Annotated in this window: 12 protein-coding genes and 1 tRNA gene; 11 read left to right on the top strand and 2 right to left on the bottom strand. The window is 73.1% G+C overall.

Annotated elements, in window-relative coordinates; all coding sequences use genetic code 11:
- The first annotated feature begins 45 nt into the window (after positions 1-45).
- On the top strand, positions 46-897 hold the full coding sequence (locus ACIQWA_RS11985) for a fumarylacetoacetate hydrolase family protein (RefSeq protein WP_402481206.1): 852 nt from the start codon (positions 46-48) through the stop codon (positions 895-897).
- Between the two features lie 117 nt (positions 898-1,014).
- On the opposite strand, the gene ACIQWA_RS11980 is transcribed toward ACIQWA_RS11985, so the two are convergent.
- Positions 1,015-1,773, bottom strand: coding sequence for a TetR/AcrR family transcriptional regulator (locus tag ACIQWA_RS11980; protein WP_402481203.1), 759 nt, complete (start codon positions 1,771-1,773; stop codon positions 1,015-1,017).
- A 164-nt stretch (positions 1,774-1,937) separates the two neighbouring features.
- Between ACIQWA_RS11980 and ACIQWA_RS11975 the strand changes: the two genes are divergently transcribed.
- The 3 genes from ACIQWA_RS11975 (at position 1,938) to ACIQWA_RS11965 (ending at position 6,793) form a co-directional block, all read left to right on the top strand.
- Positions 1,938-3,644, top strand: a complete 1,707-nt coding sequence (locus tag ACIQWA_RS11975) for a DUF885 domain-containing protein (RefSeq protein ID WP_402481202.1) — start codon at positions 1,938-1,940, stop codon at positions 3,642-3,644.
- Positions 3,645-3,995: 351 nt separating this feature from the next.
- Entirely contained in the window at positions 3,996-5,528 is a 1,533-nt protein-coding gene (locus tag ACIQWA_RS11970) for an MFS transporter (RefSeq protein WP_402481610.1), read from the top strand.
- A 260-nt stretch (positions 5,529-5,788) separates the two neighbouring features.
- The gene (locus tag ACIQWA_RS11965; RefSeq protein ID WP_402481200.1) at positions 5,789-6,793 is read left to right on the top strand and encodes a trypsin-like serine peptidase; all 1,005 of its coding nucleotides are present in this window, start codon (positions 5,789-5,791) and stop codon (positions 6,791-6,793) included.
- Between the two features lie 139 nt (positions 6,794-6,932).
- Here ACIQWA_RS11965 and ACIQWA_RS11960 read toward each other — a convergent pair.
- A tRNA-Arg gene (locus tag ACIQWA_RS11960) sits at positions 6,933-7,004 on the bottom strand.
- 180 nt (positions 7,005-7,184) lie between these two features.
- On the opposite strand from ACIQWA_RS11960, the gene ACIQWA_RS11955 reads away from it, so the two are divergent.
- The 7 genes from ACIQWA_RS11955 (at position 7,185) to rho (ending at position 17,355) form a co-directional block, all read left to right on the top strand.
- Positions 7,185-7,604 (top strand): response regulator, encoded by a 420-nt coding sequence (locus ACIQWA_RS11955; RefSeq protein ID WP_402481608.1) that lies wholly within the window; start codon positions 7,185-7,187, stop codon positions 7,602-7,604.
- Between the two features lie 84 nt (positions 7,605-7,688).
- The gene (gene argS, locus ACIQWA_RS11950) at positions 7,689-9,350 is read left to right on the top strand and encodes an arginine--tRNA ligase (RefSeq protein ID WP_402481197.1); all 1,662 of its coding nucleotides are present in this window, start codon (positions 7,689-7,691) and stop codon (positions 9,348-9,350) included.
- Between the two features lie 89 nt (positions 9,351-9,439).
- Complete coding sequence (gene lysA, locus ACIQWA_RS11945) at positions 9,440-10,831, top strand: diaminopimelate decarboxylase (RefSeq protein WP_402481195.1); 1,392 nt, start codon at positions 9,440-9,442, stop codon at positions 10,829-10,831.
- 137 nt (positions 10,832-10,968) lie between these two features.
- Complete coding sequence (locus tag ACIQWA_RS11940; protein ID WP_360233585.1) at positions 10,969-12,261, top strand: homoserine dehydrogenase; 1,293 nt, start codon at positions 10,969-10,971, stop codon at positions 12,259-12,261.
- Between the two features lie 10 nt (positions 12,262-12,271).
- On the top strand, positions 12,272-13,369 hold the full coding sequence (gene thrC / locus ACIQWA_RS11935) for a threonine synthase (RefSeq protein ID WP_402481193.1): 1,098 nt from the start codon (positions 12,272-12,274) through the stop codon (positions 13,367-13,369).
- 366 nt (positions 13,370-13,735) lie between these two features.
- Positions 13,736-14,674: a homoserine kinase gene (thrB, locus tag ACIQWA_RS11930; RefSeq protein ID WP_402481190.1), complete on the top strand. Its 939-nt coding sequence runs from the start codon at positions 13,736-13,738 to the stop codon at positions 14,672-14,674.
- A 578-nt stretch (positions 14,675-15,252) separates the two neighbouring features.
- Positions 15,253-17,355 carry a transcription termination factor Rho gene (gene rho, locus ACIQWA_RS11925; protein WP_402481188.1) on the top strand — a complete coding sequence of 701 codons (2,103 nt, stop codon included), beginning with the start codon at positions 15,253-15,255 and terminating at the stop codon, positions 17,353-17,355.
- Positions 17,356-17,388 lie beyond the last annotated feature (33 nt).

Below are 17,388 nucleotides of genomic sequence, written 5' to 3'. Positions count from 1 at the left end.
CCGCGCCGCCCCGGTGAGCTGCGACGAAAGGCTGGTGACGGATCGATGAAGCTCCTCCGCGTCGGACCCCCGGGCGCCGAGCGCCCGGTCGTACTGGGCCAGGACGGCACCGCGTACGACCTCTCCGGACGGGCCCGCGACCTCGACGGGGCCTTCCTCGCCGGGCTGGACACCGCCGAGCTGGCCCGGGAGGTGGCCGCCGGCGCGTTGCCGGTGGTGGACCTGGCCGGCCAGCGGGTGGGCGCGCCGGTGGCCCGGCCGGGCAAGGTGGTCGGCATCGGGCTCAACTACCGTGACCACGCGGCCGAAGCCGGGGCCGCGATCCCGGAGGAGCCGGTGATCTTCCTCAAGCCGAGCTCCACCGTGGTCGGCCCCTACGACGAGGTGCTGGTGCCGCGCGGCGGTGAGAAGACCGACTACGAGGCCGAGCTGGCGATCGTGATCGGCCGCACCGCGCGCTACCTGGACTCGCACGCCGAGGCCGCCGCCGTGATCGCGGGCTACACGATCGCCAACGACGTCACCGAGCGGGCCTTCCAGTTCGAGCGCGGCGGCCAGTGGGACAAGGGCAAGTCGGCGGAGACCTTCACCCCGCTCGGGCCCTGGCTGGTCACCGCGGACGAGGTGGCCGACCCGCAGGCCCTGACGCTGCGGCTCTGGGTCAACGGCGAGCGGCGGCAGCACGGCAGCACCGCGGAGATGATCTTCCCGGTGCTGGAACTCGTGCGCTACGCCAGCCAGTTCATGGTGCTGGAGCCCGGCGACGTGATGGTCACCGGCACCCCGGCCGGGGTCACCCTGGGCCACCCGGGCAAGTCGTTCCTGGCCCCCGGGGACGTCGTCGAGATCGAGATCGACGGCCTCGGCCGGCAGCGCCAGGTGCTCGGCAAGGCCTGAGGCCCGCGGCCTGAGGCCCGAGGCCCGCGGCCCGCGGCCCGCGGCCCGAGGCCCGCGGCCCGAGGCCCGCGGCCTGAGGCCCGAGGCCCGACCCTTGGCACGGGGGTCGGGAGGCCGTCAGGCCCCGTCCGGGCGAGCGCCGCCCAGCACCGCCCGCAGCCGTTCGGCCCGTTCCGCCCGCGGCCCCTCCAGCGCGAGCAGCCCCGCCAGCACCTCCGCCGTCTGCGGATCGTGCAGCGCCGTCGCCGCCGCCATCGCCGTGAACTGGTCCACCAGCCAGTCCCGCAGCCCCTCCACCGGCAGCGCGCGCCCCTCGTCCAGCCAGCTCAGCGCCGCGCCCTCGACGACCGCGATCCAGGAGCGCACCAGCAGGGTCAGCCGCGGCCCGGCCTCCCGTACCCCCAGGTGCCGCAGGGTCCGCCGGAGCGCCGCCCGCCGGACGTCGTCCACGATGGCCGTGGTCCGGGCCGTCTCCACCACCGAACCGCCGCGCAGCAGAGCCGAGTAGCCCGCGTCGTGCTCGGCCACGAAGGCGAAGTAGCCGTCCAGCGCCGCGGCCAGCTGCTCGGAGGGCCGCCCGGCCGACGGGACGGCGAACCGGTCGGTCAGCTCGTCCGCCGCGGTGCGCAGCGCGGCCTCGTACAACTGCTGCTTGCCGCCCGCGAAGTAGCGGTAGACCAGCGGCCGGGAGGCGCCCGCGGCCTCGGCGACGTCGTCCAGGCTGACCTCCTCGGGCGGCCGGGCGGCGAACAGCTCCAGGGCGACCGCGATCAGCTGCTCGCGCCGCTGTTCGACCGGCAGTCGCCGGTAGCCGGCGCGGCGCGGGCGCGGTCCGGGGGCGGCCGGGTCGGTTGCCGAGGTGGGGCGGGCTTCCATGGCCGTCAGCGTAATGGGCGTGGTACCGATCGGGGCCTGTCGCGCACCGGATCTCTCCGAACGGGCGTTTGCCTCGCTCACGCTGGGTCAGACCGTGGACCCCAGCCCGTCAACGGTCGACGACGGAGGCTTGCAATCGGCCCGGGCACCGCCATGATGTCCGAATGGTTGAAGAACTGATCACCACCGGCGGCGACACTCCCCGCCGCATCGCCGACGGTTACGTCCAGGCCCTGGCCGACCTCGACCCGCTGACCGCCGTCTACCTCGGCCTCAACCCCGAGGACGACCGGCTGCCCGACCTCTCCCCGGAGGGCGCCGAGCGGATCGCCGACCTCGCCCGCCGCACCCTGGCCCGGCTGGACGAGGCCGAGCGGGCCGGAGCCGCCGACGACGAGGCCGAGCGCCGCTGCGCCCGCCTGCTGCGCGAGCGGCTGACCGCCGAACTCGCCGTGCACGACGCCGGGGAGGACTACCGCGCGGTGCGCAACCTGGGCTCCCCGGTGCACAACACGCGGGAGGCCTTCACCCTGATGGCCACCGGCACCGAGGCCGAGTGGCGGCTGATCGGCCGCCGGCTGGCCCGCGTCCCGCTGGCGCTGGAGCAGTACCGGCGGACGCTGACCGAGGGCATCGAGCGCGGTCTGCTGTCCGGCCCGCGCCAGGTCGAGACGGTGGTCGGCCAGTTCGGCGAGTGGCTGGCCGGGGACGTCCCGGGCGGCTGGTTCGGCGAGTTCGTCCAGGACGCCCCGGAGCGCGTGCGGGCCGAGCTGTCCGTGCACGCGGTGGCCGCCGCCGAGGCGCTGGCCGCGCTGCGCGACTGGCTGCGCGACGTGTACGGCCCGGCCGCCGCCGACGCCCCGGACACCGCCGGGCGGGAGCGCTACGCCCGCTGGGTGCGCTACTGGACGGGCGCGGACCTGGACCTGGACGAGGCGTACGCGTGGGCCTGGAGCGAGTTCCACGACCTGCTCGCGCAGATGGAGGCCGAGGCCGAGAAGGTCCGCCCGGGCGCCGGCCCGATGGCGGCGATGAAGTGGCTGGAGACGGACGGCCCGGCGATCGAGGGCGCCGAGGCCGCCCGGGAGTACCTCCAGGGCCTGATGGACCAGGCCATCCGGGACCTCCAGGGCACCCACTTCGACCTGGCCGAGCCGGTCACCCGGGTCGAGTCGCGGATCGCCCCGCCCGGCAGCGCCGCCGCGCCGTACTACACCCAGCCCGCCCTGGACTTCAGCCGCCCCGGCCGGACCTGGCTGCCGGTCCTCGGCGAGGAGCGCTTCCCGGTCTGGGACCTGGTGTCGACCTGGTACCACGAGGGCGTCCCCGGCCACCACCTCCAGCTCGCGCAGTGGGTGTACGTCGCCGACCGGCTCTCCAGCTACCAGGTGAGCCTCGGCGGGGTGAGCGCCAACCTGGAGGGCTGGGCGCTGTACGCCGAGCGCCTGATGGACGAGCTCGGCTACCTCACCGACCCGGGCCACCGGCTGGGCTTCCTCAACGCCCAGATGATGCGGGCGCTGCGGGTCATCGTCGACATCGGCATGCACGTCGGCCTGGACTTCCCGGCGGACTCCCCGTACCGGCCGGGCGAGCCGGTGAGCCCGGAGCACGGCCGGGAGTTCTTCGGCCGCTACTGCGGCCTGTCCGCCGACTTCCTGGACAGCGAGTTGGTCCGCTACCTGGGCATGCCCGGCCAGGCGATCGGCTACAAGCTGGGCGAGCGCGCCTGGCTGCGGGGCCGGGCGGCGGCGCGGGCGGCGCACGAGGCGCGCGGCGAGGAGTTCGACCTCAAGGCCTGGCACATGGCGGCGCTCTCGCAGGGCTCGCTGGGGCTGGACGACCTGGTCGAGGAGCTCTCCGCGCTCTGAGCGGCGCTCTGAGTGGGGCTCTGAGTGGGGCTCCGAGCGGGGTTCCCAGCGGGGTTCTCGCCACGCTGGGTGGAGCTCCCGGCACGCTGAGGCGGCGCGGTGGGGATCAGGGCCCCGGGACTCGGTCAGAAGTCCCGGGGTCCTGGTCCTTTTGTCCGACAAAAGTCGATTTTGTCAGGTTTTTCCTTGCCATTCCCCGGCGTCGGCGTTTGGCTGGAAGGCGACTGCGTGACCTCTCCGTACCCCCTCCGGAAGGCTCGACCAGTGTCTGCTCAACCCGCCGCCATCGGTCATGGGACCGCCGACAGTCGCCGCTGGTGGGCGCTGACGGTCATCGCCATCGCCCAGCTCATGATCGTCCTCGACATCACCATCGTGAACATCGCGCTGCCGTCGGCCCAACGGGACCTGGGTATCTCCGACGCGGACCGGCAGTGGGTGATCACCGCCTACACCCTCGCCTTCGGCGGCCTGCTGCTGCTCGGCGGCCGGCTGGGCGACCTCTTCGGCCGCAAGCGCGTCTTCATCCTCGGCCTGCTGGGCTTCGCCCTCGCCTCCGCCCTCGGCGGCGCGGCGGTCGACCCGGCCATGCTGTTCGGCGCCCGCGCCCTCCAGGGCGCGTTCGGCGCCCTGCTCGCCCCCTCCGCGCTGGGGCTGCTCTCCACCACCTTCTCCGATCCGAAGGAACGCAGTACGGCCTTCGGCATCTTCGGGGCGATCGCCGGTGGCGGCGCCGCGATCGGCTTCATCGCCGGCGGGCTGCTCACCGAGTACCTGGACTGGCGCTGGTGCCTGTTCGTGAACGCTCCGATCGCCGCGGTCACCGCCTTCGCGGCATTCCGGGTGCTCAACCGCGACCACGTCGAGAAGGGGCGCCGGATCAAGCTGGACCTGCCCGGGGCGCTGCTCGGCTGCGGCGGTCTGCTGGCCATCGTGTTCGGCACCTCCGAGGCCGTCACCCGGGGCTGGAGCGACGGTCTTGTGATCGGCTCGCTGCTGCTGGGCCTGGCCCTGCTGGCCGTGTTCGTGCTGGTCGAGAGGCGTTCCGCGCACCCGCTGCTGCCGATCCACATCGTGGCCGAGCGCAACCGCGGCGGCGGTGCCCTCTCGGTGGGCCTGGCGATGGTCGGCATGTTCGGCCTGTTCCTGTTCCTCACCTACTACATGCAGGCGATCAAGCACTTCTCGCCGGTGGTCTCGGGTGTCTCCTTCCTGCCCATGACGGCGGCCATCATCCTGAGCTCGACCGGGGTGGCGGCGCGGCTGATGACCAGGGTGCCGTCCCGGAACCTGATCACCCCCGGGCTGCTGCTGGCCGCGGGCGGCATGGCCTGGCTGACCCAGATGAAGGTGGACAGCCCGTGGGCCGCCATGGTGCTGCCCTCGGTGCTGCTGATCGGCTTCGGCATGGGCCTGGTGTTCATGCCGGCGATGAGCCTGGCCACCCTCGGGGTCGCCCCGCACGAGGCCGGCGCGGCCTCGGCGACCATCAACTCGGCCCAGCAGGTGGGTGGTTCGCTCGGTACGGCGCTGCTGAACACGATCGCCGCCAGTGCCACCGCGACCTACCTGGCCACCCGGATCACCAGCGATCCGCTGGTGCGGGCCCAGGGCGCGGTGCACGGCTACGTGGTCGCCACCTGGGTCGCGATGGGCGTGCTGCTGCTGGCTGCACTGGTCGCCTTCCTGATGATCGACCACCGGCCGTCGCCCGCCGAGGCGACCACCGTCCCGGGCGGCGCGCAGGCGCCGGCCGCCGCGCAGGCGGCCGTGGACGGCCGGCCGAGCCCGCGGGCCGCGGCCATGGCCGACGTGAAGGCCAACGTGAAGCCGGCCGCGGAGGTCCGCGCGGAGGCGGGGCGGGACCGGCCACCGGCCGACTGACCGCGACGGCGCACCGCAACCCCGGCGCCCCCGCGCTCCCCGGGCCACCCGCCCGGGGAGCGCGGGGGCGCCGCCGTGCCGCGACATCCACCGGCTTCGACCTCCACCGCCTTCATCGCGGAGCCCGTTCCGGTTACGCTCCTGCTCCGGTGGGCGCTTTCTCATCGAGCTCCAAGCCGACGGTAACGAGCCTTCCAGGCTGAGGCGCCACAGTCATTGACCGAACGAGGCGCCACCGACCAGGGCAGGGGAGTCAGGGAATGGGCCAGCACCGCCGCGCGAGGTCACGCCGTCACCGTCTGCTCGCCCCTTCGCTGTTCACCGCGCTGTCCGCCCTCCTGGTGGCCGGCGTGGTCGCCGGGACGCACGGGTTCGGCCTGTCGGACGCGACGGCCGCCGGGAAGGTGGCCCGCAGCACCCGGGCCGTCGTGCCCGCCCCGACCACCGCCAGCGCGGCGCCGGCCTCGCCGGGCCCGGCCGCGGACACCACCCCGAGCGCGACCCCGACCCCGACCCCGACGGACACCCCCACCCCGACGGACACCCCGACGCCGACCGCCACGGACACCCCGTCGCCGACCGCGTCCGCCGCACCCGACGTGCGCAGCGTCGCGCTCGGGAGGACGGCCGCCGCCCCCGCCGACGACCGGGAGTCCTCCACCGTCGGCGCCCTGTTCAGCGGTCCGGTCGGGCCCGGCAACCACTTCTGCTCCGCCAGCGTGCTGCACAGCGCCACCGGCAACCTGCTGCTGACCGCCGCGCACTGCGTCAGCAGCGCCGGCGGCGTGACCTTCGCCCCCGGCTACCGCGACGGCTCCGCGCCGTACGGCACCTGGCAGGTGACCGCGGTCCACACCGCCGACGGCTGGGCCCAGAACGGCGACGTGGACGAGGACTTCGCGATCCTGGAGACCGCCCCCAACAACGGCCGCAACGTCGAGGACGTGGTCGGCGGCAACAAGCTCGGCACCGACGAGTCCTTCGGCGCCACCGTCCGTCTGTACGGCTACCCGGCCGACGCCGAGACGCCCAGCCTCTGCACCAACACCACCGCCCAGCACAGCGCCTACCAGCGGGTGATCGACTGCCCGTCCTACCCGGCCGGCACCAGCGGCGGCCCCTGGATCAACACCGCGACCGGGGACGTGGTCGGCGCGATCGGCGGCTACCAGCAGGGCGGCGAAAGCGACGACACCTCGTACAGCGCCTACTTCGACCACACCATCGCGGCCCTTTACACCCAGGTGGAGGGCAGCGCCCCCTGACCCGACGGGTCCGGGCCCGTCCCCCCGGGGCCCGGGCCCGTCGGCACCCCTTCCGGGGCAGCCGTGCCCGGACATGACGAAGGCCCAGATCCGTGGATCAACTCCACTGATCTGGGCCTCAGTTGCACTTCCTGCGAAGTGCCCCCGGTAGGATTCGAACCTACGCACCCGCCTCCGGAGGGCGGTGCTCTATCCCCTGAGCTACGGGGGCCGGTTGGCCTGTCGGTCACTCGCGCGTTCCGACGGGATGAACACTACCAGGCTTCCGGCGGGGTCCGTGCACGGGTTTCCGGAAAGATCGTCGGAGTGCCGGCGGCCGCCCGACGGGCGGAAGTGTCCAAAGGCCGGACGGGGCGGCGGGGCCGCCGATACCCTCGGTGAGGTGTCGGGAGTGTCCGGGCGGGTCCTCGTGGTGGACGACAGCGAGGTGATCCGCCAGCTGATCAGGGTCAACCTGGAGCTCGAGGGCTTCGAGGTGGTGACCGCCGCCGACGGCGCCGAGTGCCTGGAGGTCGTCCGCCGGGTGAAGCCCGACGTGGTGACGCTGGACGTGGTGATGCCGCGGCTGGACGGCCTGCGGACGGCGGCCCGGCTGCGCGCGACCCCGGACACCAGCGGGCTGCCGATCGCGATCGTGAGCGCCTGCACCCCGGCGGACCTCGACCTGGGGGAGGCGGTCGGGGTGGACGGCTACCTCGGCAAGCCCTTCGACCCCGCCGACCTGGTGGCCCTGGTCCGCCGACTGATGCGGGCCGCGGAACGGCCCGGCGGGTTTCGCCCTGAGCGAACAGAGCGTACGGATCACGGCTGACACCCCAGGGGGCGCCGTCCCGCGCCGTCTCAACCGGCAAACCGAGTGGCGGGCGGGCACCCCGTCTCGCCTACGCTTGGCGTCGTGACCCCCGCAGACCTTTCCCAGGCAATCCAGGCCGCAGTGAGCTCCGCCGTCGAGGCGGGCGAGCTGGCCGTCGCCGTGCCCGAGCACGTGACGGTCGAGCGGCCCAAGAACCGGGACCACGGCGACTACGCGACGAACGTGGCCCTCCAGCTCGCCAAGGCGGCCGGCAAGCCGCCGCGAGCCGTTGCCGAGGCCCTGGCCGAGCGCCTGCGAGGGATCACCGGCGTCGCCAAGGTCGACATCGCCGGTCCGGGCTTCCTGAACATCACCCTGGACACCGCCACCGCCGGTGCGCTCGCCCGCACCATCGTCGAGGCGGGCGAGGCCTACGGCCGCAACGAGGCGCTCAAGGGCCTCAAGATCAACCTGGAGTTCGTCTCCGCCAACCCGACCGGCCCGATCCACATCGGCGGCGTCCGCTGGGCCGCCGTCGGCGACTCGCTGGCGCGGGTGCTGCGGGCCTCCGGCGCCGACGTCACCACCGAGTACTACCTCAACGACGCCGGCGTGCAGATCAGCAAGTTCGCCGCCTCGCTGCAGGCCGCCGCGAACGGCCGTGAGGTCCCCGAGGGCGGCTACGTCGGCGAGTACATCGTCGACATCGCCAAGGCGCTCACCGACGCGATCCCGGGCGTGCTCGACCTGCCCGAGGCCGAGCAGCTGGAGGTCTTCCGCACCGAGGGCCTCAAGCTCATGGTGGCCGAGATCAAGCGCTCGATGGACGAGTTCGGCACCCACTTCGACGTCTGGTTCTCGGAGAAGACGCTGCACGACTCGGGCGCCGTCGAGAAGGCCATCGAGCGGCTGCGCGAGCAGGGCCACGTCTTCGAGCAGGACGGCGCGGTCTTCCTGCGCACCACCGACTTCGGCGACGACAAGGACCGCGTCCTGATCAAGGCCGACGGCGACAAGACCTACTTCGCCGCCGACGCCGCGTACTACCTGTCCAAGCGGGACCGCGGCGCCGAGGTCGCGCTCTACATGCTGGGCGCCGACCACCACGGCTACGTCAACCGCCTCAAGGCCATCGCGGCCTGCGCGGGCGACGACATGGGCCACAACATCGAGGTGAAGATCGGCCAGTTCGTGAAGATGCTTCGCGACGGCGAAGAGGTCCGCATGTCCAAGCGGGCCGGCAACATCATCACGATCGACGACGTGGTCGAGTGGATCGGCGTCGACGCCGCCCGCTACACCCTGGCGCGCTCCTCCACGGACTCGACGATCACGCTGGACATCAACATCCTGACCAGCCAGACCAACGAGAACCGGGTCTACTACGTCCAGTACGCCCACTCGCGGATGTGCGCCGTCCAGCGCAACGCCGACGAGCAGGGCATCACGCGCGGTGTGGCCGAGGACTTCAAACCGGAGCTGCTGGCCACCGAGTGGGAGTCCGACCTGCTCGGCCACCTCGGCGAGTTCCCGCGCGTGCTGGCCGCGGCCGGCGAGCTGCGCGAGCCGCACCGGGTCGCCGTGTACCTGGAGGACCTGGCCGCCAAGTACCACCGCTTCTACGACAACTGCCGCATCCTGCCCCGGGGCGACGAGGAGGTCACGGACCTCACGCGCGCCCGCCTCTGGCTGGCCGACGCCACGCGCACGGTCATCGCCAACGGCCTCACGCTCCTGGGCGTGACGGCGCCCGAGCGGATGTAGGCACCACCCCCAAGCGCTCAGCGGGGGGCGGCTGACGGTCAACGGGGACCGTCGCCGCCCCTCGCCATAGGTCTCGAAGGAACCCGGACATGAGTCGTTCCGCACACCCCGCAGGCCCCCGGCACGGCGACGTCCTGCCCGAGGGCCACTACCAGGCCCCGCCGGCCGACCTCAACGCGCTCGACCCCAAGGTCTGGTCGCGCACCGTCGCCCGCGACGCCGAGGGCGTGGCCACCGTCGGCGGGATCGACGTCAAGCGGCTGGCGGCCGAGTTCGGCACCCCCGCCTACGTGCTGGACGAGGAGGACTTCCGCAGCCGGGCCCGCGCCTGGCGGGACGCCTTCGGCACCGACGCGGACGTCTACTACGCCGGCAAGGCCTTCCTCTCCAAGGCGGTCGTGCGCTGGCTGCACGAGGAGGGCCTCAACCTCGACGTGTGCAGCGTGGGCGAGTTGGCGGTGGCGCTGGCCGCCGGGATGCCGCCGGAGCGGATCGCGCTGCACGGCAACAACAAGTCGGTGGACGAGCTGGAACACGCCGTGAAGACCGGCGTCGGGCACATCGTGGTCGACTCCTACGAGGAGATCGAGCGGCTGGCCGCGATCGCCGCCCGCCAGGGCGTGCGCCAGCAGGTGCTGATCCGGATCACCGTCGGCGTCGAGGCGCACACCCACGAGTTCATCGCCACCGCGCACGAGGACCAGAAGTTCGGCCTGTCCCTCAACGGGGGAGCGGCCGCCGAGGCGGTGCGCCGGGTGCTCGGCCACGACAGCCTGGAGCTGCGCGGCATCCACTCGCACATCGGCTCGCAGATCTTCGACATGGCGGGCTTCGAGGTCGCCGCCCGCCGGGTGGTCGGCCTGCTGGCCGGGATCCGCGACGAGCACGGCGTCGAGCTGCCCGAGATCGACCTCGGCGGCGGCCTGGGCATCGCCTACACCAGCGAGGACGACCCGCGCGAGCCGGCCGAGATCGCCGCCGCGCTGGCCGAGATCGTCCGCCGGGAGTGCGCCGCCGCGAACCTGAACACCCCCCGGCTGAGCGTGGAGCCGGGCCGGGCGATCGTCGGCCCGACCGCGTTCACGCTGTACGAGGTCGGCACCGTCAAGCCGCTGGAGGGCCTGCGCACCTACGTCAGCGTGGACGGCGGGATGTCCGACAACATCCGCACCGCGCTGTACGACGCCGAGTACTCGGTGGCCCTGGTGTCGCGCACCAGCGACGCCGAGCCGATGCTGGTGCGGGTGGTCGGCAAGCACTGCGAGTCCGGCGACATCGTCGTCCGGGACGCCTTCCTGCCGTCCGACCTGGCTCCGGGCGACCTGATCGCGGTGCCCGCCACCGGCGCCTACTGCCGCTCGATGGCGAGCAACTACAACCACGCCCTCAGGCCGCCGGTGCTCGCCGTCAAGGACGGCGCGGCCCGGGTGATCGTCCGGCGCGAGACGGAGGAGGATCTCCTGCGCCTGGATATCGGATGACGAAATTCTCGTCTCAGATCATGGAACGACCGTAGATCCGTGCGGAAAGTCCCCGAGACTGGTACGGACCGAAGTCTCCGGCGGCCCCTGAAAACCGCCGGAAATACCGAAGCACGAAGAATGCAGAGCGGAGTCGGATGATGCGTACGCGCCCGCTGAAGGTGGCGTTGCTGGGTTGTGGTGTGGTGGGCTCCGAGGTGGCGCGCATCATGACGACGACGGCCGACGACCTCGCCGCTCGCATCGGTGCCCCGGTCGAGCTCGCCGGGATCGCGGTCCGCCGGGCCGGCCGGGTGCGCCCCGGGGTGCCCGAGCACCTGATCACCACCGACGCCGAGGCCCTGGTCACCCGGGGCGACATCGACGTCGTGGTCGAGGTGGTGGGCGGCATCGAGCCGTCCAAATCGCTGATCCTGTCCGCCTTCGAGCAGGGCGCCTCGGTGGTCAGCGCCAACAAGGCGCTGCTCGCCAAGGACGGCACCGAGCTGCACGAGGCGGCCGCCGCGGCCGGCGTGGACCTGTACTACGAGGCCGCGGTGGCGGGCGCGATCCCGCTGCTGCGCCCGCTGCGCGAGTCCCTCGCGGGGGACAAGGTCAACCGGGTGCTGGGCATCGTCAACGGCACCACCAACTTCATCCTCGACAAGATGGACACCACCGGCGCCGGCTACTCGGAGGCGCTGGAGGAGGCCACCGCGCTCGGCTACGCCGAGGCCGACCCGACGGCCGACGTCGAGGGCTTCGACGCCGCCGCCAAGGCCGCCATCCTGGCCGGGATCGCGTTCCACACCGAGGTCACCGCGGCGGACGTCTACCGCGAGGGCATCACCGAGGTCACCGCCGCCGACATCGCCTCCGCCAAGGCGATGGGCTGCGTGGTCAAGCTGCTGGCGATCTGCGAGCGGGCCGCCGACGGCGAGTCCGTCACCGCGCGGGTCCACCCCGCGATGATCCCGCTCTCGCACCCGCTGGCGTCCGTCCGCGAGGCGTACAACGCGGTGTTCGTCGAGGCCGAGGCGGCCGGCCGGCTGATGTTCTACGGCCCGGGCGCGGGCGGCTCGCCGACCGCCTCCGCGGTGCTCGGCGACCTGGTCGCGGTCTGCCGCAACAAGCTGGCCGGGGCCACCGGTCCCGGTGACTCCGTGTACACGCAGCTGCCCGCCAAGCCGATGGACGAGGTGGTCACCCGCTACCACGTCAGCCTGGACGTGGACGACCGGGCGGGTGTGCTCGCCCAGGTCGCGTCCGTCTTCGCCGAGCACGGCGTCTCCATCGACACCGTGCGCCAGCAGGGCCGCGACGGCGACGCCTCGCTCGTCGTGGTCACCCACCGTGCCACCGACGCCGCGCTGTCGGCGACGGTCGACAAGCTCCGCGCGCTGGACAGCGTGCGGGACGTGGCCAGCATCATGCGGGTCGAAGGGGAATAAGGAACCAGCCATGAACGCCGTTGCCGAGAACGTCGTCCGAGGCGCGCACACCCACCAGTGGCGCGGCCTGATCGAGGAGTACCGGGACCGCCTGCCGGTCACCGCGGCCACCCCGGTGGTCACCCTGCTGGAGGGCGGCACGCCCCTGGTACCGGCCCAGGTGCTCTCCGAGCGCACCGGCTGCGAGGTCTACCTCAAGGTCGAGGGCGCCAACCCGACCGGTTCCTTCAAGGACCGCGGGATGACGATGGCCATCTCCAAGGCCAAGGAGGAGGGCGCCCAGGCCGTCATCTGCGCCTCCACCGGCAACACCTCGGCCTCCGCCGCCGCCTACGCGGTGCGGGCCGGGATGGTCTGCGCCGTGCTCGTCCCGCAGGGCAAGATCGCCCTGGGCAAGATGGGCCAGGCGCTGGTGCACGGCGCGAAGATCCTCCAGGTCGACGGGAACTTCGACGACTGCCTGACGCTCGCCCGCGAACTGTCCGAGAAGTACCCGGTGGCGCTGGTCAACTCGGTGAACCCGGTGCGGATCGAGGGCCAGAAGACGGCGGCCTTCGAGATCGTCGACATGCTCGGCGACGCCCCGGACATCCACGTCCTGCCGGTCGGCAACGCGGGCAACATCACGGCCTACTGGAAGGGCTACCGGGAGTACGCCGCCGACGGGATGGCCGCCCGCACCCCGCGGATGTGGGGCTTCCAGGCCGCCGGCTCGGCCCCGATCGTGGACGGCGCGCCCGTCCTCAAGCCGCAGACCATCGCCACCGCGATCCGGATCGGCAACCCGGCCTCCTGGGACTTCGCGCTCGCCGCGCGGGACGAGTCCGGCGGCCTCATCGACAAGGTGACGGACCGTCAGATCCTCGCCGCCTACCGGCTGTTGGCCGCACAGGAGGGCGTCTTCGTGGAGCCCGCCTCGGCCGCCTCGGTGGCCGGCCTGCTGGCCAAGGCGGAGGCCGGACTGGTCGACCCGGGCCAGCGGATCGTCTGCACGGTGACCGGCAACGGCCTCAAGGACCCGGACTGGGCGGTGGCCGGTGCGCCGCAGCCGCAGGTCGTCCCGGTCGACCCGGAGGCCGCGGCCCGGCGGCTCGGACTGCTGGACTGACGGCGGGGCCTGACACTGCGACGGGCCGACCCTTTCGGGGGTCGGCCCGTCGAAGTTCTCCGGTGACACTTTTGTGTCAATTCCGCGGCGCATTCCGATCCGATTCCACCCCGTTCCCTGACCGCGGGGGGTGCGCATTCCGGCCAGAACCGGCAACACACCAGATCGAAGGCCCACGGGGTGTACCACTGGGGAACCTCTCTTCGATACTCTGGGTCCGGCCGTGTGGCACATGCCCCGGGCCCGTCCTGGTACGGGCCGCGCCGACGACAGCGACCGCCAGGCCCGAGGGGCCCGCGGCCCTTTCCCCACCTCGCACCGACGACGCGCTCCGCGCCGCCCGATTTCCCCAGGAGAGTCCACCGCATGGCCGGTCCTGCGTTCCGTGCCGCCGCCGTCCGGGTCCGGGTTCCCGCGACCAGCGCCAACCTCGGCCCGGGCTTCGACGCCTTCGGGCTCGCGCTGGGTCTGTACGACGACGTCGTCGTCCGGGTCTCCGACTCCGGCCTCTCCGTCGACATCGCCGGTGAGGGCGCGCAGACGCTGCCGCGGGACGAGCGCCACCTGCTGGTCCGCTCGATGCGGGCCGCCTTCGACTGGCTCGGCGGCCAGCCGCGCGGCCTCGAAGTGGTCTGTGCCAACCGGATACCGCACGGCCGCGGCCTGGGCTCCTCCTCGGCCGCCATCTGCGCCGGCATCGTGGCCGCCCGCGCCGTCACCATCGGCGGCCCGTCCGCGCTGGACGACGACGCGCTGCTGGCCCTCGCCTCCGAGCTGGAGGGCCACCCGGACAACGTCGCGGCCTGCCTGCGCGGCAACTTCACCATCGCCTGGACCGACGAGGAGTCGGCCAAGGCGGTCGCCCTGGAGCCCTCCGGGCAGGTCGTCCCGGTGGTGTTCGTGCCGGCCGGCGAGGTGCTCACCGAGACCGCCCGCGGCCTGCTGCCGAAGACCGTCCCGCTGGCCGACGCCGCCGTCAACGCGGGCCGCTCCGCGCTGCTGGTGGAGGCCCTGACCAGGCGCCCCGAACTGCTCCTCGCCGCCACCGAGGACCGGCTGCACCAGGACTACCGCGCCTCCGCCATGCCGGACAGCGCCGCGCTGGTCGGCGCGCTGCGCGCGGAGGGCGTCCCCGCGGTCATCTCCGGGGCCGGCCCGACCGTGCTGGCGCTCACCGACGAGGCGGGCGTCGACAAGGTGCTCTCCTTCGCCGGGCACCACGGCCACGGCGGCGATCCGGCGTTCGCCGCGCACCGGCTCGAGGTCGACCGCACCGGGGCCACCGTGCTTCCGCTGGGCGTCTGAGCTGCCGGTTCGGCCCGGCGTGGAGCCGGGCCGTCCGGACACGATTGGCAAGCTCGAGGTCGGGGAATGTCTGAGGGGGTCGGTAGTGTTAACCTCATTGCTGCACCAGGTGCCCTCCGGGGCTAGGTGCGCCGCGTCCCGATCCCAGCGTTCCACTGCCGTGGAACCGCCGCGATGTCCGGGGCGACGATTCTCCGGGAGCCCACCGCAGCGCGTACGCAGCCTGCCTGCGCGACAAGCGGTCGCATCCCGAAGCCGTGACGGCACCTGACTCCCACCCGCGGTCTCCCACCTGGAGGCCAGGACGGGCGGAGCGCGGGCCACCGTCACGCGACGGGGGCCCGGGATTCGCAGGCAGCGTGGGCGCAACGCCCTCTGGGGAGGTCGACCCACGACCGGCCCACGCGCCACCTCAGCACCACCGTGCTTCACGCACCGCACCTCGCAGCTCTCCCTCGACGGGCTCCCGCCATTCGAGGGATCACCGCCTCGGACCGACGCAGTCGAGCGTTGGTCAGGACAGCACAACCGGTCGCCGAGCCAGACAGGCCGACGTCCGCTCCAGGGAAGGACCCTTAGTGAGCGACTCCACCGATCTGATGGGCGCGCGCCCGGACGCCGAAGCGTCGGACGCGACCGCCGCCCCCGCTGCCCCGGCCCGCCGCCGCCGCAGTGCCGCCGCGGGCCTGGACGGGATGGTCCTCGCCGAGCTGCAGAAGCTCGCCGCGGACCTGGGCATCACCGGTACCGGACGCATGCGCAAGAGCCAGCTGATCGAGACCATCAAGGAGAAGAGCGGCGGGGACCCGCTGCTCGCCGCCGGTGGCGCCCCGGCCGCCAAGCGCACCGCCGCCAAGGCGGACGCCGAGGCCCCGGCCGAGAAGCCGGCCCGCCGCACCAAGGCCGCCGCCGCTGCCGCGGCCCCGGCCGCCGAGCCGCAGGCCCAGATCGAGATCCCGGTCCAGGCCGCCGCCGAGACCGCCGCGCCGGCCCGTGCCGAGCGCACCCGCCGCCGCGCCACCTCGGCCGCCGGCGCCCCGACCGCGCCCGTCGCGGCCGCGGAGACCGTCGCCGAGGCCGCCACCGTCGCGGTGGCCGAGCCCAAGCAGGCCGACCGTCCGGCCGAGACCCGCGCCTTCGAAGGCCGCGAGGAGGGTCGCGAGACCCGTCGCGACCGCCGCGAGCGCCGTGACCGCCGGGACGGCGGCGAGCGCACGGAGCGCACCGAGCGCCAGGACGCCGGCGAGGCCCAGGCCGGGCAGGACGCCGACGGCCGCGAGTCGCGTCGCGACCGCCGCAACCGCCGCGAGCGCACCGACCGCCAGGGCCAGCAGGGCCAGCAGCAGGGCCAGGGCGACGGCCAGCAGCGCCGCGAGGGCGGCCAGGGCCAGCAGGCCCAGCAGCCGCAGGCCCAGCAGGGCGGCTACGACGACGACGAGTTCGGCGAGGGCCGTCGCGGCCGTCGGGGCCGTTACCGCGACCGTCGGGGCCGTCGTGGCCGCGAGGGCTTCGAGGCCGGTCCGGTCGAGACCCAGATCGGCGAGGACGACGTCCTGATCCCGGTCGCGGGCATCCTCGACATCCTGGACAACTACGCCTTCGTGCGCACCTCCGGCTACCTGCCGGGCCAGAACGACGTCTACGTCTCGCTCGCCCAGGTCCGCAAGAACGGCCTGCGCAAGGGTGACGCCATCACCGGTGCCGTGCGCCAGCCGCGCGAGGGCGAGCGCCGCGAGAAGTTCAACGCCATGGTGCGGCTGGACTCCGTCAACGGCATGGACCCGGAGACCGGCCGCGGCCGCCCCGAGTTCAACAAGCTCACCCCGCTGTACCCGCAGGAGCGGCTGCGCCTGGAGACCGACCCGGGCGTGCTGACCACCCGGATCATCGACCTGGTGTCGCCGATCGGCAAGGGCCAGCGCGGTCTGATCGTCGCGCCGCCGAAGACCGGCAAGACCATGGTGCTCCAGGCGGTCGCCAACGCGATCACCCACAACAACCCCGAGTGCCACCTGATGGTCGTCCTGGTCGACGAGCGTCCGGAAGAGGTCACCGACATGCAGCGGTCGGTCAAGGGCGAGGTCATCTCCTCGACCTTCGACCGCCCGGCCGAGGACCACACCACCGTCGCCGAGCTGGCCATCGAGCGCGCCAAGCGCCTGGTCGAGCTGGGCCACGACGTGGTCATCCTGCTGGACTCGATCACCCGCCTGGGCCGCGCCTACAACCTGGCGGCGCCGGCCTCCGGCCGCATCCTGTCCGGTGGTGTCGACTCGACCGCGCTGTACCCGCCGAAGAAGTTCTTCGGTGCCGCGCGCAACATCGAGAACGGCGGCTCGCTGACCATCCTGGCCACCGCGCTGGTCGAGACCGGCTCGCGGATGGACGAGGTGATCTTCGAGGAGTTCAAGGGCACCGGCAACATGGAGCTCAAGCTCGACCGGAAGCTCTCGGACAAGCGCATCTTCCCGGCCGTCGACGTGGACGCCTCCAGCACCCGCAAGGAGGAGATCCTGCTCGGCAGCGAGGAGCTGGCCATCGTCTGGAAGCTGCGCCGGGTGCTGCACGCGCTCGACTCGCAGCAGGCGATCGAGCTGCTCCTGGACAAGATGAAGCAGACCAAGAGCAACGCCGAGTTCCTGATGCAGATCGCCAAGACCACCCCCGGCTCGGGCGACTGACCGTAGTCGGACCGGCTGCACAGCACGGAACCC

The organism is Kitasatospora sp. NPDC098652 (assembly GCF_044760155.1).
In the GTDB taxonomy this organism is placed as follows: Bacteria; Actinomycetota; Actinomycetes; order Streptomycetales; family Streptomycetaceae; genus Kitasatospora.
This window is presented reverse-complemented; position numbering and strand designations above follow the sequence as displayed.